23 protein-coding genes and 3 tRNA genes are annotated in these 22,402 nt (G+C 63.2%); 23 read left to right on the top strand and 3 right to left on the bottom strand.

All coding sequences use genetic code 11. From position 1 onward, the window contains the following. Window positions 1-49: 49 nt before the first annotated feature. From NBW56_RS03180 to NBW56_RS03075, 22 genes are all read left to right on the top strand, one after another. Complete coding sequence (locus NBW56_RS03180) at window positions 50-316, top strand: WXG100 family type VII secretion target (RefSeq protein ID WP_250257955.1); 267 nt, start codon at window positions 50-52, stop codon at window positions 314-316. 146 nt (window positions 317-462) lie between these two features. Then, window positions 463-726: a hypothetical protein gene (locus tag NBW56_RS03175; protein WP_250257954.1), complete on the top strand. Its 264-nt coding sequence runs from the start codon at window positions 463-465 to the stop codon at window positions 724-726. A 39-nt stretch (window positions 727-765) separates the two neighbouring features. Beyond that, complete coding sequence (locus tag NBW56_RS03170; RefSeq protein WP_065248163.1) at window positions 766-1,038, top strand: hypothetical protein; 273 nt, start codon at window positions 766-768, stop codon at window positions 1,036-1,038. A gap of 310 nt (window positions 1,039-1,348) precedes the next feature. Beyond that, window positions 1,349-1,430: transfer RNA gene (locus tag NBW56_RS03165), tRNA-Tyr, on the top strand. A gap of 95 nt (window positions 1,431-1,525) precedes the next feature. After that, window positions 1,526-1,598 (top strand) — tRNA-Thr (locus NBW56_RS03160). A gap of 57 nt (window positions 1,599-1,655) precedes the next feature. Further along, window positions 1,656-1,732 (top strand) — tRNA-Met (locus NBW56_RS03155). Window positions 1,733-1,825: 93 nt separating this feature from the next. Next, a complete protein-coding gene (gene rpmG / locus NBW56_RS03150; RefSeq protein WP_016665062.1) occupies window positions 1,826-1,996 on the top strand; it encodes a 50S ribosomal protein L33 in 171 nt (56 codons plus the stop codon). Window positions 1,997-2,212: 216 nt separating this feature from the next. Then, window positions 2,213-2,665 carry an FAS1-like dehydratase domain-containing protein gene (locus tag NBW56_RS03145; protein WP_065248162.1) on the top strand — a complete coding sequence of 151 codons (453 nt, stop codon included), beginning with the start codon at window positions 2,213-2,215 and terminating at the stop codon, window positions 2,663-2,665. A 5-nt stretch (window positions 2,666-2,670) separates the two neighbouring features. Then, on the top strand, window positions 2,671-3,105 hold the full coding sequence (locus NBW56_RS03140; protein ID WP_250257953.1) for a MaoC/PaaZ C-terminal domain-containing protein: 435 nt from the start codon (window positions 2,671-2,673) through the stop codon (window positions 3,103-3,105). Next, window positions 3,102-4,220: a UDP-N-acetylmuramate dehydrogenase gene (locus NBW56_RS03135; protein WP_250257952.1), complete on the top strand. Its 1,119-nt coding sequence runs from the start codon at window positions 3,102-3,104 to the stop codon at window positions 4,218-4,220. Before NBW56_RS03140 ends, NBW56_RS03135 begins: the two co-directional genes overlap by 4 nt. Window positions 4,221-4,317: 97 nt before the next feature. Further along, entirely contained in the window at window positions 4,318-5,586 is a 1,269-nt protein-coding gene (gene glyA, locus NBW56_RS03130; protein ID WP_250257951.1) for a serine hydroxymethyltransferase, read from the top strand. 29 nt (window positions 5,587-5,615) lie between these two features. Beyond that, window positions 5,616-6,518: a bifunctional methylenetetrahydrofolate dehydrogenase/methenyltetrahydrofolate cyclohydrolase gene (locus NBW56_RS03125; RefSeq protein ID WP_250257950.1), complete on the top strand. Its 903-nt coding sequence runs from the start codon at window positions 5,616-5,618 to the stop codon at window positions 6,516-6,518. 118 nt (window positions 6,519-6,636) lie between these two features. Beyond that, window positions 6,637-7,458 (top strand): exodeoxyribonuclease III, encoded by an 822-nt coding sequence (locus NBW56_RS03120; protein ID WP_250257949.1) that lies wholly within the window; start codon window positions 6,637-6,639, stop codon window positions 7,456-7,458. 64 nt (window positions 7,459-7,522) lie between these two features. Further along, window positions 7,523-8,101: a copper chaperone PCu(A)C gene (locus tag NBW56_RS03115; protein ID WP_250257948.1), complete on the top strand. Its 579-nt coding sequence runs from the start codon at window positions 7,523-7,525 to the stop codon at window positions 8,099-8,101. Beyond that, window positions 8,098-9,342 (top strand): Dyp-type peroxidase, encoded by a 1,245-nt coding sequence (locus tag NBW56_RS03110; RefSeq protein ID WP_250257947.1) that lies wholly within the window; start codon window positions 8,098-8,100, stop codon window positions 9,340-9,342. Before NBW56_RS03115 ends, NBW56_RS03110 begins: the two co-directional genes overlap by 4 nt. Before the next feature lie 26 nt (window positions 9,343-9,368). Next, window positions 9,369-10,490: a mannose-1-phosphate guanylyltransferase gene (locus NBW56_RS03105; protein ID WP_250257946.1), complete on the top strand. Its 1,122-nt coding sequence runs from the start codon at window positions 9,369-9,371 to the stop codon at window positions 10,488-10,490. A gap of 130 nt (window positions 10,491-10,620) precedes the next feature. After that, on the top strand, window positions 10,621-11,715 hold the full coding sequence (locus NBW56_RS03100) for a BMP family lipoprotein (RefSeq protein WP_250257945.1): 1,095 nt from the start codon (window positions 10,621-10,623) through the stop codon (window positions 11,713-11,715). A 153-nt stretch (window positions 11,716-11,868) separates the two neighbouring features. Then, window positions 11,869-13,443, top strand: a complete 1,575-nt coding sequence (locus tag NBW56_RS03095) for an ABC transporter ATP-binding protein (protein ID WP_250257944.1) — start codon at window positions 11,869-11,871, stop codon at window positions 13,441-13,443. Continuing rightward, window positions 13,440-14,771, top strand: coding sequence for an ABC transporter permease (locus NBW56_RS03090; protein WP_250257943.1), 1,332 nt, complete (start codon window positions 13,440-13,442; stop codon window positions 14,769-14,771). The genes NBW56_RS03095 and NBW56_RS03090 overlap by 4 nt, the downstream gene beginning before the upstream one ends. Before the next feature lies 1 nt (window position 14,772). Next, window positions 14,773-16,122 carry an ABC transporter permease gene (locus tag NBW56_RS03085; RefSeq protein WP_074299099.1) on the top strand — a complete coding sequence of 450 codons (1,350 nt, stop codon included), beginning with the start codon at window positions 14,773-14,775 and terminating at the stop codon, window positions 16,120-16,122. Window positions 16,123-16,136: 14 nt separating this feature from the next. Next, complete coding sequence (locus NBW56_RS03080; RefSeq protein WP_074299097.1) at window positions 16,137-16,538, top strand: cytidine deaminase; 402 nt, start codon at window positions 16,137-16,139, stop codon at window positions 16,536-16,538. A gap of 38 nt (window positions 16,539-16,576) precedes the next feature. Next, entirely contained in the window at window positions 16,577-17,863 is a 1,287-nt protein-coding gene (locus NBW56_RS03075; protein WP_250257942.1) for a thymidine phosphorylase, read from the top strand. A 62-nt stretch (window positions 17,864-17,925) separates the two neighbouring features. Here NBW56_RS03075 and NBW56_RS03070 read toward each other — a convergent pair whose 3' ends face one another. Beyond that, complete coding sequence (locus NBW56_RS03070; RefSeq protein WP_250257941.1) at window positions 17,926-19,059, bottom strand: NUDIX domain-containing protein; 1,134 nt, start codon at window positions 19,057-19,059, stop codon at window positions 17,926-17,928. A 65-nt stretch (window positions 19,060-19,124) separates the two neighbouring features. On the opposite strand from NBW56_RS03070, the gene deoC reads away from it, so the two are divergent. After that, window positions 19,125-19,805 carry a deoxyribose-phosphate aldolase gene (deoC, locus tag NBW56_RS03065; protein ID WP_065248150.1) on the top strand — a complete coding sequence of 227 codons (681 nt, stop codon included), beginning with the start codon at window positions 19,125-19,127 and terminating at the stop codon, window positions 19,803-19,805. Here deoC and NBW56_RS03060 read toward each other — a convergent pair. Together NBW56_RS03060 and NBW56_RS03055 are read right to left on the bottom strand one after the other, a co-directional pair. After that, on the bottom strand, window positions 19,802-21,547 hold the full coding sequence (locus tag NBW56_RS03060; protein WP_250257940.1) for a phospho-sugar mutase: 1,746 nt from the start codon (window positions 21,545-21,547) through the stop codon (window positions 19,802-19,804). The genes deoC and NBW56_RS03060 overlap by 4 nt on opposite strands. Then, the gene (locus NBW56_RS03055; RefSeq protein WP_239378725.1) at window positions 21,544-22,380 is read right to left on the bottom strand and encodes a purine-nucleoside phosphorylase; all 837 of its coding nucleotides are present in this window, start codon (window positions 22,378-22,380) and stop codon (window positions 21,544-21,546) included. The genes NBW56_RS03060 and NBW56_RS03055 overlap by 4 nt, the downstream gene beginning before the upstream one ends. Between the last annotated feature and the right edge of the window lie 22 nt (window positions 22,381-22,402).

The raw sequence follows: 22,402 nt of genomic DNA, 5'->3' as shown, positions 1-22,402 counted from the left end.
ACCGCTGATTCAGAACAGCGCTACAGCACATCACTATTGAGGAGCACACATGTTTGAAGGAATGGACCCCGCGGCGGTTGAGCGGCTGAGCACGCTCATGTCTCTCAGCGCGGAAAGCTGGAGGCACGCGGGCGAGGAACTACGCGCACTCGTCAAGGCACTTGCGTGGAAGGGCCCAGATGCCGAAGCCTTCGCGAATACAGCTGAGGAAGCGCACGCCCGATTCATCGCCGTAGCCGACATGCTCAGGCAGTTGGCACGCCTACTTGAGGAACAATCCTCGGAGCAACGACGAGCGTCGGGCTTTGTGCGTTAGGCGGGAGCAGCATCACAGCGCCAAAAGTTCTCCACATGGGAACCGGCGGGTCGTGCTCCACAGGACTTTTGCTCTTTGCGAAGCCGTAGCGTGAAGGTGTCGGCATGATCGACGAGGGCACGGGCCCTCATGAAAGGAGAATACGCATGATGAAGGGAATGAACCCCGGGAGCGTCGAAAGCATGGCTGGTGCGCTGGAGGCGCTCGCCACCTCGCTTCGCGACATGGGGAACAGCGCTGTGAGCACCGTTCAGTCGCTCGAATGGGTGGGCGAGGATCGCGAGAACTTCCTCGCGCAGCTCGGCACTCTCGCCCACGCCAGCGACGACAACGCTGCGCGGCTCGGGCTTTTGGCTGAAAATGCACGCGGTCAGGTTGCCGAACAGCAAGCAGCCTCGAGCGCCGGCTAGCGGCAGCACACCAACACCACTAAGGATCAAGGGGGAAACATGAACACGACTTTTATCGGAATGTCGCCCGAACAGGGCGTCTCTGCAGGAGAGAGCCTTGTGTCACTCGCGACAGCAACGACGAGCGCGCTGAATTCGGCACGCGAAAGCGTTCAGTCGGCGCAATGGGTCGGAGAGGACCGAGACTCGTTCGTCGCGAACTTTGAAACTCTCGCGACCGCAATCGAAACGCTTTTGACGAATCTCCGCACTCACGGCGAGCAGGTCAAGCAAGAGGCTGCTGAGCAGATGCAAGCCTCGGCGGCGTCGTAGAACAAGCCGCTCGAGCAACGAAGCACCCGCGTGGTTTTCGCGAACGGGGTGACGGAGCTCTCGAAGAAAACCGTTCGAACGGCTTTTGGGAAAGACGGGGCGAAGGGGACACGGGGGAGGAAAACAGGGGCACCGCGGCCTCAGCAGCCGCGGCGCCCCTGCTCGTGGCAAAGCCGAAGTTCGGGGCTCTGTGAGAGGGAACACGGGCGCCAGTAGCCATTCTGCGTGGACGAAAGCGCAAAGGCTCGCTAGTATTGATCAGGTTCGCTTCGCGATATCGCGCCATATCGGGCGCGGATCCGGCGAGCAGGGCAGGTTACCCTAGCGGCCAAAGGGATCTGACTGTAAATCAGACGGCTCAGCCTTCGGGGGTTCGAATCCCTCACCTGCCACGCAGATTGCCTCCACGTGAGTGGCTGTGATCCGCCGCACCGAGGACTTCCCGGAATTGCCTAGGTTCGCAAAACACGGTAAGTTTTCACGCGTTGCCCTGATAGCTCAGTCGGCAGAGCATCTCCATGGTAAGGAGAAGGTCAAGGGTTCGATTCCCTTTCAGGGCTCTGATCGGATGGCGGCCCGGCACCAAAGAATCGGTGTCGGGCCGCAATTCCGATCGAGCCGGGGTAGCTCAGACGGTCAGAGCGCACGACTCATAATCGTGAGGTCGCGGGTTCGATCCCCGCCCTCGGTACCACTCCAGGTTTCCCTGGCGTGTTGATGTGCCTGCATGCCGCAGGCGACAGGACCCGCGTATGCAAGATGCGCGCGAAACGGAAAGAGGCGAGTCATGGCAGCGAAAAGCTCTGACGTGCGTCCTAAGATCACCTTGGCGTGCGTAGATTGCAAGAACCGCAACTACATCACCAAGAAGAACCGCCGCAACACCCCTGACCGCCTCGAGCTTAAGAAGTACTGCTCGACGTGCGCCAGCAGCACGGTTCACCGCGAAACCCGCTGATCCACACGCACATACTCATCAAGAAGCCACCCCGGGTGCGTTCTTCGGAGATTCTCCGCTGAGCCGCCCACGAGGGTGGCTTTTTGCTTGGTGCCTTTGGCAGCAGCGTGGCACGACGAGTAGCGCGGCGCTGCAAGCAGCGAGATGCAACCGGATACGATGAAAATCCCCGCGCGCCACGACCTGGCAGCGCGATCAATCGAAGGGTAGGAACCAATGGCATCGCCTCATCCCGACTTCGCGGGCCGCGTTTACGAAAGCGGACCCAGCGTACGAGTTTCGGAAACGAAAATCCGAGAGTTTGCCGCGGCCACTGGAAACACGCATGCTTTCACGACGAGCGAGGAAGCCGCACGCGAAGCAGGCTATAGCGCGATCGTTGCCCCTCCCACGTTCCTCGTCACCCTCGCTCAGGCTGAAGAAGCGCGGTATATCAACGATCCCGAGGCCGGAATCGACTTCTCGCGCGTTGTGCACTCTGAAGAATCATTCGAGCTCGAGCGCGCGATTGTCGCGGGCGACGAGCTCATCCCCACTCTGACCGTCGAGGCCGTCAAGCAGGTTGGCCCGCACGCGATGGTGACGACGCGTGTGGACTTCATGGACCACGCGAAGGCACACGTTGCGAGCGTCCGCTCGTCGCTCGTTGTTCGAGGCGAGGAAGGCTAAGAAAAATGACTACTCCTACCGTTCCCACACTCGAGGCGCTCGCCAAAGGTGACGTCATTGTCAGCGAGACCCGTTCCTTTACCCGTGACACCCTCGTGCGGTACGCGGGTGCTTCGGGCGACTTCAATCCGATCCACTACAACGATGCTTTCGCGCACGAGGTGGGGCTGCCCTCCGTCATTGCGCATGGAATGCTCACGATGGGTACCGTTATTGCCCCGGTGCTCGAGTGGCTTGGCGATCCGGGTCGCCTCGTCTCGTACGAGACGCGTTTTACCCGGCCGATCGAGATCCCCGCACTCGAAGCAGTGGACGTTGAGATCGAGGCAGTCGTCGGACTCCTCAAGCCCGAAGACGGCACGGCGCGGATTGACATCACGGCAAGCGTGAATGGTCAGAAGGTCCTCACGAAGTGCCGCGCGGTGGTGAAGCTCGCGTGAAGCTTTCTGATCTCACGACCCTGCGTATCGGCGGGGAAGTCTCTACGTACGTCGAGGCCCGAACCGAGGATGAACTCATCGCCGCCGTGCGCGCTGCTGATGCCGCGGGCGACGAACTTCTCGTTCTCGGTGGTGGCTCGAATCTTGTCGCGTCGAGCGCCCCCTTCAAGGGGACCGTGGTTCGGGCAATCGGCGAGGACCACCCCACGTGGATTGAAGCCTCGTGCGAAGTCTCAGCGACCGGCAACGCACGCCCTAGCGATCGTACGCCGCTCGCGGCGGCATGTGGCGGCGCGACCGTCGAATATTTCGCCGGTACGTCGTGGGATGCCGCTGTCGCCTACGCGGTTGAACGCGAGATGGTCGGCATCGAAGCGCTCTCGGGAATCCCCGGCACTGTTGGTGCCACCCCGATTCAAAATGTCGGCGCGTATGGGCAAGAGGTCTCCTCCGTGATCACGCGTGTGCGCACGTGGGATCGGCTTGAGAACCAGGTGCGCACGTTCTTTGCTGCTGATTGCCAATTCGCCTACCGCGACTCGCTCTTCAAGCGCACGCGCATGCCGCAAGGTGGTGCGACCGGGCGTTACGTCGTGCTGTCGGTGACTTTCCAACATCAGCTTGGTTCCCTTTCGGCACCCGTGAAATACGCTCAGCTCGCCGAGCGACTCGGCATTCGCGTGGGCGAGCGTGCCCCGATGCGTGAAGTGCGCGAGGCTGTGCTTGAGGTCCGGGCACGTAAGGGGATGGTCCTCAATGCCAGTGACCACGACACCTGGAGCGCGGGAAGCTTCTTTACGAACCCGATCCTTACGCGGGAAGCAGCGGCAATCCTCCCAGAGGAGGCTCCCCGATACGAGGCCGAGGGCGGGATTAAGACGAGCGCGGCGTGGCTCATTAGTCATTCGGGCCTTGAGCGAGGCTTCACCCTCACACCGGAGCGAAGCGGCGCCGCTCTTTCCACCAAGCATTCGCTTGCCCTCACGAATCGGGGGGAGGCCACGAGCGAGGACATCGCGGAGCTTGCCGAGCATGTGCGTTCGCGGGTGCACGAGAGCTTCGGTGTGTGGCTTGAACCGGAGCCCGTCCGTCTGAATGTTCGGATAGGCGCATAGATCACGGGCCGACGCTTGCCTGCGTACCACTGTTGCCTCGCTCACGTAATGTTTACACTCGAGCAGGACATAAGTCTTGATTCGCGAAGGAGCGCACATGAACACGCATGGTGAATCGATCGCTACGGTCGACCCGGAGATCGCCAAGGTTCTGGACCAGGAACTTCACCGCCAGCAAACCACCCTCGAGATGATTGCGAGTGAGAACTTCGTTCCACGCGCGGTTCTCCAAGCCCAGGGTTCGGTTCTCACCAACAAGTACGCCGAGGGCTACCCGGGTAAGCGCTACTACGGTGGTTGCGAATACGTTGATGTCGCTGAGAACCTCGCGATCGAGCGTGCGAAGTCTCTCTTTGCTGCGGATCACGCGAACGTCCAGCCCCACTCGGGCGCGTCGGCGAATGCGGCGGTCATGCATGCTCTCGCGAACGCGGGTGACACCCTCATGGGGCTCTCCCTCGCACACGGCGGCCACCTCACGCACGGCATGAAGATCAACTTCTCGGGCAAGCTCTACAACATCGCCGCCTACGAGGTTGATCCGGAGACCGGCCGCATCGATATGGACCGCGTGCGTGAGCAGGCACTTGAGGCGCGTCCGAATGTGATTGTCGCCGGCTGGTCGGCGTATCCGCGCCAGCTCGAGTTTGAGGCTTTCCGCTCGATCGCCGATGAGGTCGGCGCGAAGCTCTGGGTCGATATGGCGCACTTCTCGGGGCTCGTGGCGGCGGGTCTTCACCCGAGCCCGGTGCCGTTTGCTGATGTCGTCTCGACGACCGTGCACAAGACTCTTGCCGGCCCGCGCTCGGGCCTTCTTCTCGCGAAGCAGGACTTCGCAAAGAAGGTTGATTCCGCGGTGTTCCCGGGGCAGCAGGGCGGCCCGCTCATGCACGTGATTGCCGCGAAGGCCGTCGCGCTCAAGCTCGCCGCAACGGAGGAGTTCAAGGAGCGCCAGCAGCGCACTCTCGAGGGCGCACAGATTCTCGCGGAGCGTCTCGGGGAAGCCGATGCGAAGGAGGCCGGCGTTGAGCTGCTCACGGGTGGTACCGACGTGCACCTCGTCCTCGTTGATCTGCGCAAGTCCTCGATTGACGGCCAGCAGGCGGAGGATCTCCTCCACGAGATCGGCATCACCGTCAACCGCAATGCGGTCCCGAACGATCCGCGCCCGCCGCGTGTGACGTCAGGTTTGCGCATCGGCACTCCCGCGCTTGCGACGCGCGGCTTCGGCGCAAGCGAGTTCACGGAAGTGGCCGACATCATCGCGACCGCGCTCACCGGCAAGGGCGACATTGAGCAGCTGCGTGGTCGCGTGCGCACACTCGCCGAAAATACGCCCCTGTACGCCGACCTCACCCAGTACTGAGAATTCACGACGTAAGGAGTAATGACGCTATGACTGCCCAGATTCTCGACGGCAAAGCTACGGCCAAGACCATTAAGGAAGAACTTCGCGCACGCGTGGAGAAGATCGTTGAGGAGGGCGCGGTGCGCCCAGGCCTCGCGACCGTGCTCGTGGGTGCAGATCCGGCCTCGGAGATTTACGTCGCGGGCAAGCACCGCGATTCCGAGGCAATCGGCATCAACTCGATTCGCAAGGACCTCCCGGAAGAAACAACCCAGGAGGAGCTTTTCGCGGTCCTCGATGAACTCAATGCCGACCCTGCCTGCACGGGCTACATCGTGCAGCTTCCCCTGCCGAAGCACATCGATACCGACGCGGTTCTCGAGTACATCGATCCGCAAAAGGACGCCGATGGCCTGCATCCCGTGAACCTCGGCCGACTCGTTCTCAACGTGAACAAGCCGATCACGACACCGCTGCCGTGCACGCCTCGCGCGGCGATTGAACTCGCGAAGCGTCACGGTATCGATTTCAACGGCAAGCACGTTGTTGTCGTGGGCCGCGGCGTGACCGTTGGTCGCCCGATCGCTTCGCTTCTCACGCGCCGTGAGCACAACGCGACCGTGACCCTCACGCACACCGGCACTAAGAACCTCCCGGAGCTCCTCAAGCAGGCCGACATCGTGATCGCCGCTGCTGGGGTGCCGCATCTCGTGAAGGCCGCCGACCTTCGCGAGGATGCCGTTGTTCTCGACGTTGGTGTGACGCGCGAGCCGGATCCGGAGACGGGGAAGCAGAAGATCAAGGGCGACGTGGAGCCAGCCGCGAAGGAGAAGGTCGCCTGGATCAGCCCGAACCCGGGTGGCGTCGGCCCCATGACCCGCGCCCTGCTCATGCAGAACGTTGTCGAGTCGGCCGAGCGCGCATGGGAAGCCGAAAAGGCTAAGCGCTGATACCCGAGTTGCCGTGCACGTTCACTGTGTAGAACGATCGTAGGGTGAATGACGGCAGGAACCCGTCCTTCGTGGGGCGGGTTCCTCCCCGTTTAACCGGATGTCTAGAGGAGTAACAGTGAGTTTCACGGTAGCGACCGTTAACGTCAACGGCATTCGCGCGGCGGCGCGCAAGGGCATGGGCGAGTGGCTCGCGGAGTGCAGCGCGGATGTGGTGACGTTCCAGGAGGTTCGTGCGCCCGAGGATCTCGTACCGGACCTCGTGGGTAGTGGGTGGCGCACAGCGGCGCATGCCTCGGCGCTCAAGGGCCGTGCAGGGGTCGCGGTCGCGGTTCGCGAAGAACTCGAGGGCGCGAATGTGGGGGAGGTCCGACGCTTGCTGCCGGGTCTCGATGCGGATGCGCACACCGGACGCTGGCTCGAGCTCGACGTTGCGGATCCTCTTGGCGATGGCACGGACCTCACCGTGATCTCGATGTACATGCACTCGGGAAATGTCGACAAGCCTCAAACGATGACCGATAAGTACGAGATGCTCGAGGGCGCCTGGTCGCGCCTCGAGGGACTGCGTGCGAGCGGGCGCCACGTGCTTCTCACGGGGGACCTCAATATCGCGCACACGAACCTCGACATTAAGAACTGGAAGGGCAACCTCAAGAGCGCCGGTTTCCTTCCCGAAGAGCGCGCCTACATCGATCGCCTGCTCGAGGCGGGAGAATGGGTTGATGTGCACCGCGCGCTCGCTGGCGATGTGCCCGGGCCGTACACGTGGTGGTCGCAGCGCGGGAAAGCCTTCGATAACGACGCGGGGTGGAGGATCGACTACCACCTGGCCTCCAAAGACCTCGCGGAGCACGCCGTCGCCGCACGCGTCGACAGGGCTGCGAGTTACGACACGCGCTGGAGTGATCACGCCCCGCTCGTCGTGACTTACGAGTAAATTTCGAGCAGAAAAAGATAGGTGTGCCCCCGGCGAAGGTTCGGGTGCACGAACAGAAAGCGATGTGACAGTGGTGAGCACTCGGTGGAGTATCAATCGCCGTGGTTTTGTAGGGCTCGCGAGTCTCGGCATGGTTGCCCTCGCCGGATGCTCGGCACAGCCCGAGAAGGACGCCTCATCGAAGGCCCAGCAACCGTCGGAGGCCGCGGATGCTCACAATGGCAGCGTGAAGGTGAGCGACGCATGGGTGAAGGCAGCCGACCCCGCTGACACCGACATGACGGCAGTGTTCGCGTCCCTCACCTACGCGGGCGGTGCACAGGAGAGCGTGCGGATCACGGGTGCGCGTTGCGATGCGGCGGACATGTGCATGCTCCACGAGGTTGTGACAGAAAACGGTAAGAGCACCATGCGCGAAGCCGAGGGCGGATTCACGCTCAAGGCCGGCGAGAGCTTCATGCTCGAACCCGGTGGCCCCCACATCATGCTCATGGGGCTGACGAAGCCCCTTGCCGCCGGTGAGAGCATCGCGCTCACCCTCGAAATCGAGGGTATGGATGACGTGGACTTCACCGCAATCGTCAAGGACTTCGCAGGCGCCGAGGAAAACTATGGCGACATGGGCAGTGACGACGGCCAGTGAGACCCGATGGTGACAGGCGAGCTTTTCTCGCCGCAGGCCTCGTAGGAGCTGCGGGACTCGGTCTTGGAGCGGCGGGCGCGAGCGCATACCACGCCTCAGCGGACGAGAATCTCGAGCGTACGGCACCAGTCCCTACCGAGGAGGAGCTCGAAAAACGCCGCATCGTGGGCGAGGCGCGCGAGAGCTTTTATGGCCCGCACCAGGCGGGCATCGCTGAGCCACCACTCGCGCACGGGGTCTTCATCGCCCTTGGCCTTCGGCCGGAAACCGATAGAGGCGGCCTCGAACGAATGCTGAGGCTCCTCAGCGACGATGCTGCGAGGCTGACGCAGGGGCGTGCCCCGCTCGCCGACACGGAGCCCGAACTCGCCGATGCGCCCGCACGGCTCCGGGTGATGTTTGCCCTCGGTGAGAAGGCTGTTGCGCTCGCTGGTGTTGAGCCGCCCTCGTGGCTGAGGCCGCTGCCAGCATTTGAGATCGACAGGCTCGAGGAGCGTTGGTCGGGCGGAGACGTGCTGATCGCCTTGCAATCGGACGACCCGATCGCACTCGCCCACGCCCAACGGATGCTGCTCAAGGATTCGCGCGCATTCTGCACGCTCACCTGGGTGCAAAAGGGTTTCAGGAATGCGCGTTTTGCTGCCCCCACGGGGTCTCAAAGGAATCTGTTTGGGCAGATTGACGGGACAGTGAACCCGGAGGGCAGCGGTCTCGACACGCACGTATGGATCACCGATGGTCCGTTCGCCGGTGGCTGTTCGATGGTGGTGCGCAGGATCGCGATGGACGTTGACGAGTGGGACCGTGTGGACCGCGTGGCTCGCGAGTTTTCCGTGGGGCGACGGATGTCCGACGGCGCCCCGCTCGCCGGTGGGCCAGGCGAGAGTGGCGAGACCGATTTTGCCGCAAAAGATGAGCACGGTTTTCACGTGATCGGCGAATACTCCCATATGAGGCGCGCGAGGTTGGCGGACGACGGTACGCGCCACGAGCATGAGCAGATTCTCCGACGGCCCTTCAACTACGACGATGCCCCCACAGGAAGCGAGATCTCGAACACCGGGCTTATTTTCGTCAGCTATCAGCGCGACGTCGACGAGCAGTTCGTCCCCATGCAACAGCGGCTTTCCGACGGCGACTTACTCAATACATGGACGACACCGATTGGCTCGGCTGTGTTTGTGGTCCTTCCGGGATGCCTCGAGGGCGGTTTCGTGGGGCAGAGTCTCTTTCAGCGTTGACGCACCGGCTCCGTTAGCCTTGGCCTATGACCACCTCCTCCCCGTTTATTCCCGTCATTCCGGCTGGAGGCTCAGGCACGAGGCTCTGGCCGCTTTCGCGTCAGAGCCACCCGAAGTTTCTCCTCGACCTTGAGGGCAGCGGTGCGAGTCTCCTTGTCAATACTCTCGAGCGTCTCGCGCCCCTGTCCTCGGCGCGACCCATTATCGTGACGGGGCGTGCGCACCGTGAGGCAGTTGCCGCCCAGGTTGGCGACGGTGCCCAGATCCTTTCCGAGCCGAGTGGAAAAAACTCGATGCCGGCGATCGCGTGGGCTGCCGCGCTTGCCGAACGCGAGCACCCCGGTGCCATCATTGGCTCCTTCGCAGCCGACCACGTGATCGCACCGAAGGAAGACTTCTGGAAGGGCGTCTACAGCGCGATCGCCGCTGCGGAGCTCGGCTATCTCGCGACGATCGGGATTGAACCCACATCGGCATCGACCGCTTTCGGGTACATCGAGACCTGCCCGTCAGATGCGGCCGATGAGGACGCGATTGCCCTGCGCTCCGCGGGAGCTTTAAACGTTGCCCGTTTCGTCGAAAAACCGGATGCCGCGACCGCTACCGAGTTCGTGCGAAGCGGACGTTTCATGTGGAATGCGGGGATGTTTGTCGTGAAGGCGCGGGTGCTGCTCGAAGCCCTCGACGATCTCCATCCCGAGATTAGCTCCGCCGCACGAGCTCTCGCGCTCGAGGGGACCGGGGGAGAGCTTTCGGGGGAGGGCGAAGCGATCTGGGCGAGCCTTGAGCCGATCGCGATTGATCATGCGCTCGCGGAGCCGCTCGCCTCGCGCGGGGCGGTCGCCGTCGTGCCCGCGAGCTTCGCATGGGACGACATCGGAGACTTTCGGGCGCTCGCGCGAGTTGCGCGCGGCGAAAAGGAAACGGACGGCGAAGTGGGGGTCGCGGGGACTGCCAAAGTCGTGAGTGTCGATTCTCGGGCGCGCGTGTATTCGAACTCCGAGCGCCCGATCGCCCTGGTGGGTCTCAATGGCATTAGCGTCGTCGAAGCAGGGGACGTTTTGCTAGTCGTGGACGAGGCGAAAGCGCAAGACGTCGGGGCACTCGTGAAGCGGCTAGAAGCGGAAGGTCTGGAGGGGCTTTTATAGGCTTCAGACGGGTGCTCCCTAGATTCCGAGTCTGGGAGTGCATTCAGGTTAACGGAGCGTTACATTATGAGAAGGGTGCTCGGATCGGCCGGGCGCACCGTCAACTGGTCCCCTCACGTTGGAGGCAATTGTGAAGTCCCTTTCCCGCGCGGCCGCACTGCTCGGTGCCGGCGCCCTCGTTCTCTCCGCCTGTGGCACTCCTCCCGAAGAATCCGGGGCCGATTCCGGTTCCGGCAAGGGCAGCGACTTCAAGGCATGCATGGTGTCCGATTCGGGCGGCTTCGACGACAAGTCGTTCAATGAGTCAGGTTTCAACGGCCTCACGACTCTCAAAGAAGACAAGGGCTACAAGGTTCAGACCGCCGAGTCGTCGAGCGAAGCTGACTTCTCGCCGAATCTGCAAAACATGGTGCAGGGCGATTGCAACCTCATCTATGCCGTTGGCTTCCTCTTCTCGCAGACCATCAAGACTGAAGCCGAAGCAAACCCCGATACCCACTACGCCATCATCGACTCGACCGCTCAGGATGCCGATGGCAACCCCACCGAGGTCGAGAACGTCAAGCCGATCACGTTCGATACCGCCCAGGCCGCTTACCTTGCGGGTTACGTGGCAGCGGGTACCACCAAGACCGGTACGGTTGCCACCTACGGTGGCGCGAAGATCCCCTCGGTGACCATCTTCATGGACGGCTTTGCCGATGGCGTCGCAAAGTACAACGAAGTGCACGGCACAAACGTCAAGCTCCTCGGCTGGAACAAGGACAGCCAGGACGGCTCCTTCACCGGCGACTTTGAGGACCAGACCAAGGGCAAGGCCCTCACCGAAGGCTTCATTTCCCAAGGCGCAGACATCGTCATGCCCGTCGCGGGCCCCGTCGGTGCAGGCACCCTCGCGGCCGCGAAGGAAAAGGACGGCGTCATGGTTGTCTGGGTTGACTCCGATGGCGTGGAGACCAACCCCGACGCGAAGGACGTCATCCTCACCTCGGTGATGAAGGAGATTGCAGCCGCAGTCGAGACGACCGGCACGGAGGCTGCCGAAGGCAAGTTCACGAACGAGCCGTACGTGGGCACCCTCGAAAACGGTGGCGTTGGTCTTGCTCCCTACCACGAGTTCGATAGCAAGATCCCCGCAGAACTGAAGAAGGAAGTCGAAGACCTCCAGAAGCAGATCGTCAGTGGCGAGATCGAAGTGACCTCGCCCGCTTCGCCCAAGCACTGAGTCTCGGAACTCAGCCACTTGTGACGATCATCAATAAGTAGACTGGCGGCCCCCTCCCGCGGGAGGGGGCCGCCATCGCGCCCATCCCCCTATACTCGAATCCACACCCCCTCGGGCCCACGGGGTCCGTGTGACTCACGGAAGGCAGCGCTCGTGAAACTCGAACTGCGAGGCATCACGAAGGTGTTCGGCTCGCTCGTAGCCAATGACCACATTGACCTGGTCATCAACGAGGGCGAAATTCATTCGCTCCTCGGCGAAAACGGCGCGGGTAAGTCCACCCTCATGAACGTTCTGTACGGGCTCTATCAGCCCGACGGCGGCCAGATTCTTATCGATGATCAGCCCGTGCATTTCGCGGGCCCCGGCGAGGCCATGGCTGCCGGTATCGGCATGGTGCACCAGCACTTCATGCTTATCCCCGTTTTCACCGTTGCGGAAAACGTGGCGCTCGGCCACGAGCCTACGAAGGGCGCCTTCCTCGACCTCGACCAAGCACGCGCGAAGGTGCGCGAAATCTCCAAGCGTTTCGGCTTCGACATCGACCCGGACGCAAGGGTCGAAGATCTCCCCGTCGGTGCGCAGCAGCGAGTCGAGATCATCAAGGCGCTTTCGCGCCGCGCCGAGGTTCTTGTTCTCGACGAGCCCACGGCGGTGCTCACGCCGCAGGAAACCGATGAGCTCATGCAGATCATGAGGCAGCTCAAGGATGAGGGCACCTCGATCGTGTTCATCACCCACAAACTGCGCGAGGTTAAGGCAGTCGCGGACCGCATCACGGTGATTCGACGCGGCAAGGTCGTGGGCGCAGCCGATCCAAGCGCGCCGCAAACCGAACTTGCAAACTTGATGGTGGGCCGTCCGGTGGCCCTCGACTTTGCGAAGTCTGAACCGAAGGGCGGCAAGTCGGCCCTCAGAGTTGAGGACCTCACGGTCACGGACTCGCAGGGACTCAAGCTTTTGAACTCCGTGAGTTTTGACGTCCACGAGGGAGAGATCCTTGGCGTCGCCGGTGTTCAGGGCAATGGCCAGACGGAACTCACCGAAGCCCTCCTCGGCCTTCAGGAGAACGTGGGCGGTCACGCCGTCCTGAACGGCACTGATCTCGTGGGCCTCAGCACGAAACGGATCCTGGACGAAGGCGTCGGATTTGTCCCCGAGGACCGCACCGAGGACGCCCTCATGAAGTCGTTCTCGGTCGCCGAAAACCTCGTTCTCGACCAACACGACCGCAGGCCTTTCGGCTCGGTAATCTCCCTTCACCCGGGCACGATCCGCACGCACGCTGAAAGCCAGGTCAAGGAGTTCGACATTCGTACGGCCGGAATTGACCTTCCCGTTGGCTCCCTCTCGGGTGGCAACCAGCAGAAGGTCGTCATGAGCCGCGCGCTTTCGCGAGACCTTTCGCTCTTTATCGCCTCTCAGCCCACACGCGGTGTCGACGTCGGCTCGATCGAGTTCCTTCACAAACGCATCGTTCTCGAACGAGACAAGGGAACCCCAGTCATCATCGTCTCGACCGAACTCGACGAGGTGTGCCAGCTTGCCGACCGCATCGCAGTGATGTACCGCGGTGAGATCCTCGGGATTGTGCCTGGAGACGAAAGTCGCGAAGTGCTGGGCCTCATGATGGCCGGGTACACCGCCGAGGCGGCTCGCGAGGCCGTCGCTAACGGAACGGGAACGCTGAGTGAGAGCGCCCTGACCGAGGAAGGAGAGCTCTCGTGAGCGAGAAAAACACCGCGTCGAGTCGCACCCTCGCCCAGCGGATTGGCCGCAGCGAAGTCTCGGTCGTCATCGGTGCGTTCATCATTGCCGCGATCATCGGTAGCGTTCTCATCTTGATCGCCAATGAAGATGTACGTGAGTCCTTCGGCTATGTCTTCGCGCGCCCGAGCGACTTCTTTAGCGCGGCATGGGCAGCGATCGCCGGGGCGTACGAGGCGATGTTCCGCGGCGCTATCTTCGACTACAACGCGCGAACGACCGCCCTCATGTGGCGCCCTCTGTTCGAGACACTGACAGTCGCGACCCCGCTGATCATCGCCGCCTACGGCATGGCCGTGGGTTTCAGAGCGGGCATGTTCAACATCGGCGGCACCGGTCAGCTCCTCATCGGTGCTGCAATGGCCGGATACGTCGGCTTCACGTGGACGTTCCTTCCGCCTGTCGTCCACCTCATCGTCGCGCTCATCGTGGGCGCGCTCGCGGGCGCAGCCTGGGGCGGAATCGCGGGCTTCCTCAAGGCGCGCTTCGAGGCGAACGAGGTCATCTCGACCATCATGCTGAACTGGATCGCGGTTTCTCTTCTCGGTTTTTTGCTGACGACCGAGGCCTTCACTGCCGCTAACAGTTCGCAGCCCGTTTCGCCCAACGTTGCCGTCAATGCTCAGCTGCCCACGCTTCTGACCGGTTATCGCTTGCACGCGGGCATCGTCATCATGCTCCTCGCGGGCGTGTTCATGTGGTGGCTGCTCACGCGCAGCTCGCTCGGCTTCAAGTTCCGGACCGTCGGTGAAAACCCCCGCGCCGCGCAGGTCGCGGGCATCAAGGTCGGCACGACGAGCTTCCTCGTCATGGTGGTTGCAGGCGCTCTCGTGGGTCTCGCCGGCTCCGTGCATCTGCTCGGGACCGAACACCGCCTCACGAGCGGCATCGCGGGCAGCATCGGTTTTGATGCGATCACGGTGGCGCTTCTTGGCCGCTCCGGCCCCGTTGGCATCCTCCTCGCGGGCCTCCTCTTCGCCGCCCTTGGCGTTGGTGGCCGCTTTATGGAGTCGAGCCAGGGCGTCCCGATCGATCTCGTGAGCATCGTCCAGGCACTCGTGGTGCTTTTCATTGCCGCGCCGCCGCTCGTGAGAACCCTCACCGGTCTCTCGTTCCTCGCGCGAGACAAAAAGGACGACGACACACCGTCGGTTAGTGCCGCCCCCGCGACGGAGGAATCCGACGCCTCCACGGCAACCGTCGGAACTTCAGAAACCCCCGCCGTAGCCGGCAGTCACCGAGCGGACGCACCCGCCGACGGCACCACTGACGCTTCGAAGGAGGCATGAGATGAGCGCTCACGATCCTCGCGCGCTTCCCACCGATGACGTTGTCGTTCTCGATACGGTCAAGGGGCGCCTCCCGAATTGGTGGCACATGCCCTTAGCCCTGAGCATCTTTGCTCTCATCGCCCTTGCGGGCTTTTGGCTTGGTGCGGTTCCAGGGCACGATTCGACCTTCACGATCGCCCGCGAATCGATGTTTACCGACATGGGGGTGCCCCAGAAAATTTCGATGCCCGCGCAAGCAACCTCGCTTGTGCTGGGCCTCATTCTCGTCGCCCTCGCGGTCCTTACGTGGATCGTGCAGGCGAAAAACCTCGCGTGGCCACGCGGCACCAAGGGTCTCGTGCAGGTCGTTTTTGGCGTGCTGTGGGCCTTTGACTTCCTCGTGTGGGCAGTCGCGGGCCAGGCGCTCGACCTCGGTTACCTGCTTCAGGCCACCCTCGCACTTGCGGTCCCGCTCGTGTTCGGTGCACTCTCGGGCGTGCTTTCGGAGCGCGCGGGCGTCGTGAACATCGCGATCGAGGGGCAGCTGCTCCTTGGCGCCTTCGGTGCGGCACTCGTGGGCTCGATGACGGGTAGCCCCTGGATCGGCATGATCGCCGCCCCGGTGGTGGCTCTTCTCATCGGCGCCCTACTCGCGCTCTTTGCCGTGGGCTACCACGTTCAGCAGATCATTGTGGGTGTGGTGCTGAATGTGCTCGCGATTGGGCTGACGGGCTTCCTCTTTGGCACTCTCATGAAGCAGGATCCGGAACACTTCAACACCCCCATGCGGCTTCCTAATCTTCGCGTGCCGGTGCTCTCCGACATCCCGGTGATCGGTCCGGCGCTCTTCGACCAGAACATCCTCGTGTATCTCATGTGGGTGATCGTTGCCGTTCTCACGACCGCGCTCTTTTGGACCCGCTGGGGCCTTCGTGTGCGCGCCGTAGGTGAGCATCCGCTCGCCGCCGACACCGTGGGCATCAACGTTGCGAAGACCCGCTGGAGCAACGTCCTCTTGGGATCCGCGGTCGCCGGCCTCGGCGGTGCGACTCTCACGATTGGCACGAACGTGGCCTTCGCGAAAGAGATGAGCGCTGGCAAGGGCTATATTGCGCTTGCCGCGATGATCCTTGGCCGCTACCACCCCGTGGGGGCGATGTGTGCGGCGCTCTTCTTCGCGTTCGCGACCGCGCTCCAGCAGAACCTCGGCATCCTCTCGAGTTCGCTTCCGCCGGACCTTCACAAGGCCACCGTGCCCTCGGAGTTCCTCGCGATGCTGCCGTACGTCGTGACCCTATTCGCCGTTGCGGGCTTCGTGGGACGCGTGCGCGTTCCCGCCGCCGACGGCGAGCCTTACATCAAGCAGTAAAAGGTGCGTTGACGATGGTGGATTTTGAGCCTCTACTCCAGGCGGCGCGCGAGGTTGCAGCGCGCGCCTATGTGCCGTATTCCCGTTACCCCGTGGGAGCCGCGGGCCTCGTGGATGATGGTCGCCTCGTGCGCGGATGCAACGTTGAGAACGCCGGCTACGGCGTGACGCTGTGCGCCGAGTGCGGCATGATCTCCGAGCTTGTGGCGACCGGCGGTGGCAAGATCCGCGCATTCGTGTGTGTGAATCGCCTAGGTGAGGTCATCATGCCGTGTGGGCGCTGCCGGCAGCTCCTCGCCGAGCACGCCGCCAGCGACTTCACGATCCTCACGCCGAAGGGCGAAGCAAGCCTCGAGGAGATGCTCCCGCAGTCCTTTGGGCCTGCCGACCTCGACGCTGCTGCTCCGAGCGCGTAGCGGCGCGTTCACCACCGCAACTGTTGAAAGGACTAACCATGGCCGAAGCATTCGATGCCGTTGACGTGATTCAGGCAAAGCGGGATAAACGCGAGCTCACTCCCGAGCAAATCGCCTGGACGATCGACGCCTACACGCGTGGCGTGATCGCCGAAGAACAGATGAGCGCGCTCGCGATGGCAATCTACCTCAATGGCATGAACCGCGAGGAGATCGCCCTGTGGACGAAGGCCATGATCGCTTCGGGCGAGCGCATGAGCTTTGATGCGCTCTCGAAGACGACGACCGATAAGCACTCGACTGGCGGCGTGGGCGATAAGATTACCCTCCCGCTCGCTCCACTCGTCGCGTCCTTTGGCGTGGCGGTCCCGCAGCTCAGCGGGCGAGGTCTCGGCCACACGGGGGGCACGCTCGATAAGCTCGAGTCGATTCCCGGCTGGCGTGCGAACCTCACGAACGACGAGATGATGCGTCAACTCGAGAGCGTCGGCGCGGTTGTGTGCGCGGCGGGTAGTGGACTCGCTCCTGCCGATAAGAAGCTCTACGCGCTGCGCGATGTCACCGGAACCGTCAACTGCATTCCGCTCATTGCGAGCTCGATCATGAGCAAGAAAATTGCCGAGGGCACAGCCTCACTCGTGCTCGATGTCAAGACCGGTGCGGGCGCGTTCATGGAAGATGAGCAGATGGCACGCGAGCTTGCGCGCACGATGGTCGACCTCGGCACCGATGCGGGTGTCAACACGGTCGCGCTTCTCACCGATATGTCGGTGCCGCTCGGGCGCGCCGTTGGCAACGCGATCGAAGTGGAGGAGAGCGTCGAGGTGCTCGCCGGCGGCGGTCCCGCCGACGTCGTCGAACTCACCGTTGCCCTCGCAACCGAGATGCTCGCGGCAGCGGGTCTCAAGGACGTTGATGTCGATGCGGCGCTCAAGGATGGCCGTGCGATGGACACGTGGAAAGCGATGATCCGCGCGCAGGGCGGTGATCCGGAGGCCGCACTTCCGGTTGCGAAGCACAGCCACGAGATTATTGCGGATTCCGACGGTTGCGTCACGGGCCTTGACGCCATGAAGGTCGGTGTTGCCGGTTGGCGCCTCGGCGCGGGGCGCTCGCGTCCGGGTGAAGCTGTGCAGTTCGGTGCCGGCGTGCGCATCCACAAGACGGTTGGCGATCGGGTGACAAAGGGGGAGGTTCTCGCGACGCTCCTCACCGACACCGAAGATCGCTTTGCGCGTTCCCTCGAGGCTATTGATGGGGCGTGGAAGCTCGAGAACGTCGACGAGTTTGAGCGGGGCTCACTCGTGCTCGACCGCCTCGCCTAAGGACCGCATCGGCTGGGCTGAGCCGCACGAGTGAGGTGCGGTTCGCCCGGCCTTTTCGCTGCTCAGTCCGCGGTGCCGAGCCTCGCGCGCAAGCGGGGGAGCACCTCGTCACGGAAAAGCGGTGCGAGCACGTGAGCATCGACGATCTGATTGGTGTCGAGGGGGAACCAGCGTACTTCTTCGATTTCCGCGTGCGGGGTGAATTCCTCGGGGTTTGCGACCTCGGGTGCGAGAAAGACGTCGGAGATGAGGAGGGTACCGGCCTCGTTCGCCGCGGCCGTACGGAAATGGCCGAGATGTTCGAGTTTTTCCGGGTCGAGGCGCAGGTGGAGTTCCTCGCGAATCTCCCTGGTCGCACACTCGAGCGGAGTTTCGCCCGCCTCGGGTTTGCCGCCCGGCTGCATAAACTTCTCGGTGCCGCGCTTGCGGACGCCGAGAGCGCGCCATTCTCCTTTGGTCTTGGCGTAGAAGCATACGGCCGACACCGTGATCGTTGGCGGGGCTTCGTGTGAGCGTGCGCGCCCGACGGTTGCCGAGCGAGCGTCGGCCTCCCATAAGCACTCGAGCCCGCCTACGCGGGCGAGTGCGGGCCGAAGCGCGAGCCTGCGCATACCGGCGCGTGCCCACTCATCGACATCCCGGCCCTGGGAGCGGGCGAGTGCGAGACCACGTCGTACGAGGGTCGGGATGGGCTTGCGTGCCTGACGCACGTCACGGATGAAACGCAGGCCAAACACGAGAGCTGCGGGCCGGTCGAGAACGATGGCATCGGCGAGAAGGCCTCGTTCGGCGAGGGCCCCGACGAGTGCAGAAGCGAAAATCCCCTCGGCAATCACGAGCGGAGACTCTTCTGCGCTAAAGATGCGCGTACCGGTGCGCCGTGACTGTGAAATGGAATATGTGGGTACCTCGACGGTTCCCTCATGGCACAGGGTTTCGAGGGCCCTGAGAGCGTCGTCGGCGCGCCACGAGGCGGGATCGTCCCAGTCCACGATCCCGAACGCGCGAGGCAGACCTTCTTCATCGTGGTCGCGGTAAAAGTCATCGAGATTGAGCACGGGCAGACCAGAGTGCTCGGCGAGGCGCCCTTTCCCGCTTCCCGAGGGACCCGAAAGGAGGACGATGCGGCGCGGGGGCCGGGTACCGTCGCGGTCGGCTGCTATGCGTGGAAAAGGGGTGCTGGGGCGATCACTCACGGAACCTCATCCTATGCCCTCGAGGTTTTGAGAGACATGAGGTGTGAGCGTGGGAGAATGAACGCATGACAACTCACAGTGAAAAGACCCCTGTTTCTTATGACGAGCTGGCCGCCATGATCGACCACACGCTCCTCAAGCCCGAATCGACTCCCGCCGACGCCGCCGCCCTCGCGCGCGAGGCCGAAAAGCTCGGTACCTACTCCATCTGTGTATCACCTTCGATGCTCCCGATCGAGACGAGTGTCCACGTCGCGACCGTGTGTGGCTTCCCCTCTGGGCAAGTCGCCCCCGAGGTGAAGGCCTTTGAAGCCGCCGATTCGGTCAAGAAGGGTGCCGAAGAAGTCGACATGGTGATCAACGTGGGCCGTGCGATCGCGGGCGACAGTGACTTCACCGAGCAGGAGATTCGTGCCGTGCGTGAGGCCGCGCCGAAGCCCGTTGTCCTCAAAGTCATCATCGAATCTGCCGCGTTGAGTGACGAGCAGATCGTCGCCTCGTGCGAAGCCGCGAAGCGCGCCGGCGCCGACTTCGTGAAGACCTCCACCGGTTTCCACCCGGCAGGTGGCGCCTCCGCTCACGCCGTGAAGCTCATGCGTGAAACGGTTGGCGAAGACTTCGGCGTAAAGGCCTCTGGCGGCATCCGCACGCTTGACGCCGCAGAAGAGATGATCGCCGCGGGCGCGAACAGGCTTGGCCTGTCCGGCTCCGCGGCGATCCTGGCTGAGCTAGAGGCGCGCGCCTAGCTTCTCGCGCCAAGGAGCTCGCCGAGTTCCTTCTTCATGTTCTCGAGCTTCTCGGCCGCGCCAGCGCGTGCTGCCGAGAGGTCGTGAAAACTCGCGTTCTGCTCGACTTCGCTGACGACCTCGAGGTAGGCCTTGAGCTTCGGCTCGGTTCCGGAGGGGCGCACGATCACGCGCGAGTCATCCTCGGCGAGCAGGAGCATGCCGTTTGTGGGCGGAAGGCCGGTCGTCTCGAGGGAGCCCTCGGCAAGATCGCGCACTTCGACGACAGCCGAGCCCGCGAGCGTGCTCGGCGGAGCCGTACGCAGCGTGTGCATCATCTGGCTGATGAGGTCGAGGTTGCTGACGCGAATCGAGAGCTGTGAGGTGAGGTAGAGTCCGAGTTCACGCGCGAGTTCATCGAGGAGCTCCACGAGACTCGAACCATTCGCCTTCGTGAGGGCAGCGAGCTCGGCAATCGCGAGGGCCGCCGAGATGCCGTCCTTGTCTTTTACGACGTTGGGAAGCACGCAGTAGCCAATCGCTTCCTCATAGCCGAACGCGATGTTCTTCGCGCGTGCGATCCATTTGAACCCCGTGAGGGTTTGCGTGCTCGCGTAACCGCGAGCCGCGGCGAGCGCTCCGAGGGAGCGTGAACTCACGATCGAATTCGCGAAGGTCCCGTCAACCTGGCGGTGAGTCGCAACGTAGGTGGCGAGAAGAAGCCCAAGCTCATCGCCGTGGAGCATGCGCCATGCCTCGCGGCGCGGGTCGTAGATCGCGGCGGCGCAGCGATCCGCGTCGGGATCGTTCGCGATGACCAGATCTGCCTCGACCTGTTCGGCGAGCTTCGCTGCCAGGTCAATCGCGCCCTTTTCCTCAGGATTCGGGAACGGGACAGTGGGGAAGTCAGGATCGGGCTCCTGCTGCTCCTTCACGCTGTGGATGTCGGTGAATCCCGCGCGCTCAAACGCCGCAAGCATCGTTGCGCTGCCCACGCCGTGCATGGCGGTGTGCACGATGCGCAGATCGGTGCGGGCAGTGCGCACGGTGTTCTGATCGGCGGTGCTAGCTCGGTCGATGATGGGGAGGATCGCGTCGATGTAGTCGTCGACGAAAGTCTCGGGCATCACCTCCCACCCGCTCTCGGCGAGGGGGATCTCTCGCACCGCGCCTACGGCGGCAATCTTCGCGGCGATCTGCGCATCCGCGGGCGGCACGATCTGTACACCGTTGCCGTCTTCGCTCGCGGCGCGGCCACCGAGGTAGACCTTGTAGCCGTTGTCGCGTGCGGGGTTGTGAGAAGCCGTGACCATGATGCCGCAATCGGCGCTCTTGGCACGTACCGCGTGAGCGAGCACCGGAGTGGGCCAGTGGTGAGGCATGAGGATCACATGGTGCCCCGCGGCCGTGAGAATTGCGGCGCTCGTTTCGGCAAACGTGCGGGAGTTGTAGCGCGCGTCGTAGCCGATTACCACTCGTGCCTCGCCGACGACCTCGCGAAGATACGCGCCGATGCCTGCGGCGGCCCGCGAGACGACTGCAACGTTCATCCGGTTTGGGCCAGGCCCCATCGCGCCGCGGAGGCCCGCGGTGCCGAACTGGAGCGTGCCGTCAAAAGCGCCTTTGAGTTCGGTGAGTTCAGCCTCGTCGCCTGCCTCTGCGGCGGTCAGGCGGCGCTCAAGGTCGTCGCGGGTCGACTGATCGGGATCGTCGCTCATCCACGCACGAGCGCGCTGTGAAAGCTCCGGGTTGAGTGTGCTCATCGGTCACTCTCCTTGGCGATGGTGTGAATAGTGTCGGAGAGGAGTTTCGCGAGGCGAGGAGCTGCGGCTCGACCGGCCTCGATTACTTCCTCGTGGTTCAACGGGGTGGGGGAGATCCCTGCGGCGAGGTTTGTGACGAGTGAGAAGCCGAGCACGTCGAGGCCCGCTTCGCGTGCCGCCATCGCCTCGAGCACCGTCGACATGCCCACGAGGCTCGCACCGAGAACGCGCGCCATATGAACCTCGGCGGGTGTTTCGTAGAACGGGCCGCGGAACTGCATGTACACGCCCTCGTCGAGACTTGGATCCACCTTCTTGGCGATCTCGCGCAAGCGCGGGGTGTAGATGTCGGTCTGGTCCACGAATGTCGCACCCGTGATCGGGCTGTCGCCCGTGAAGTTGATGTGGTCGGTGATGAGCACGGGGCTTCCCGGCTTCCACTGTTCGTTGAGGCCGCCACACCCGTTGGTGAGCACAAGGGTTCGTGCACCGAACTCGGCGGCCGTGCGCACGCCGTGCACCGTGGCGCTGACGCCGCGCCCCTCGTAGTAGTGGGTGCGGGCGCCCAGCACGAGCACACGAGCGCCACTGGGCGTTTCGATGATACGCAGGGTGCCCACGTGGCCCTTGACCGAAGGCTTTTGGAATCCCGGGATTGAATCGGCGGAAGTGCGAAAGAGCTCGGTTCCGAGCAGGTCCGCTGCGCCGGACCAGCCTGAGCCGAGGGTGACCGCAATGTCGATGTGGTCGATGCCGGATGCTTCACGGAGCGCGTGAGCGGCATCCTTGGCGAGCTGGTACGGATCTGATGAGTGGTGTTGGTGGTCAGTCATGCACCAAGCCTACTCGCGCGCG

Source organism: Dermabacter sp. Marseille-Q3180, assembly GCF_940792985.1.
Classification (GTDB): Bacteria; Actinomycetota; Actinomycetes; order Actinomycetales; family Dermabacteraceae; genus Dermabacter; species Dermabacter vaginalis.
Note: the sequence above shows the minus strand (reverse complement) of the source record. Positions and strands in the feature narration are given on the sequence as shown.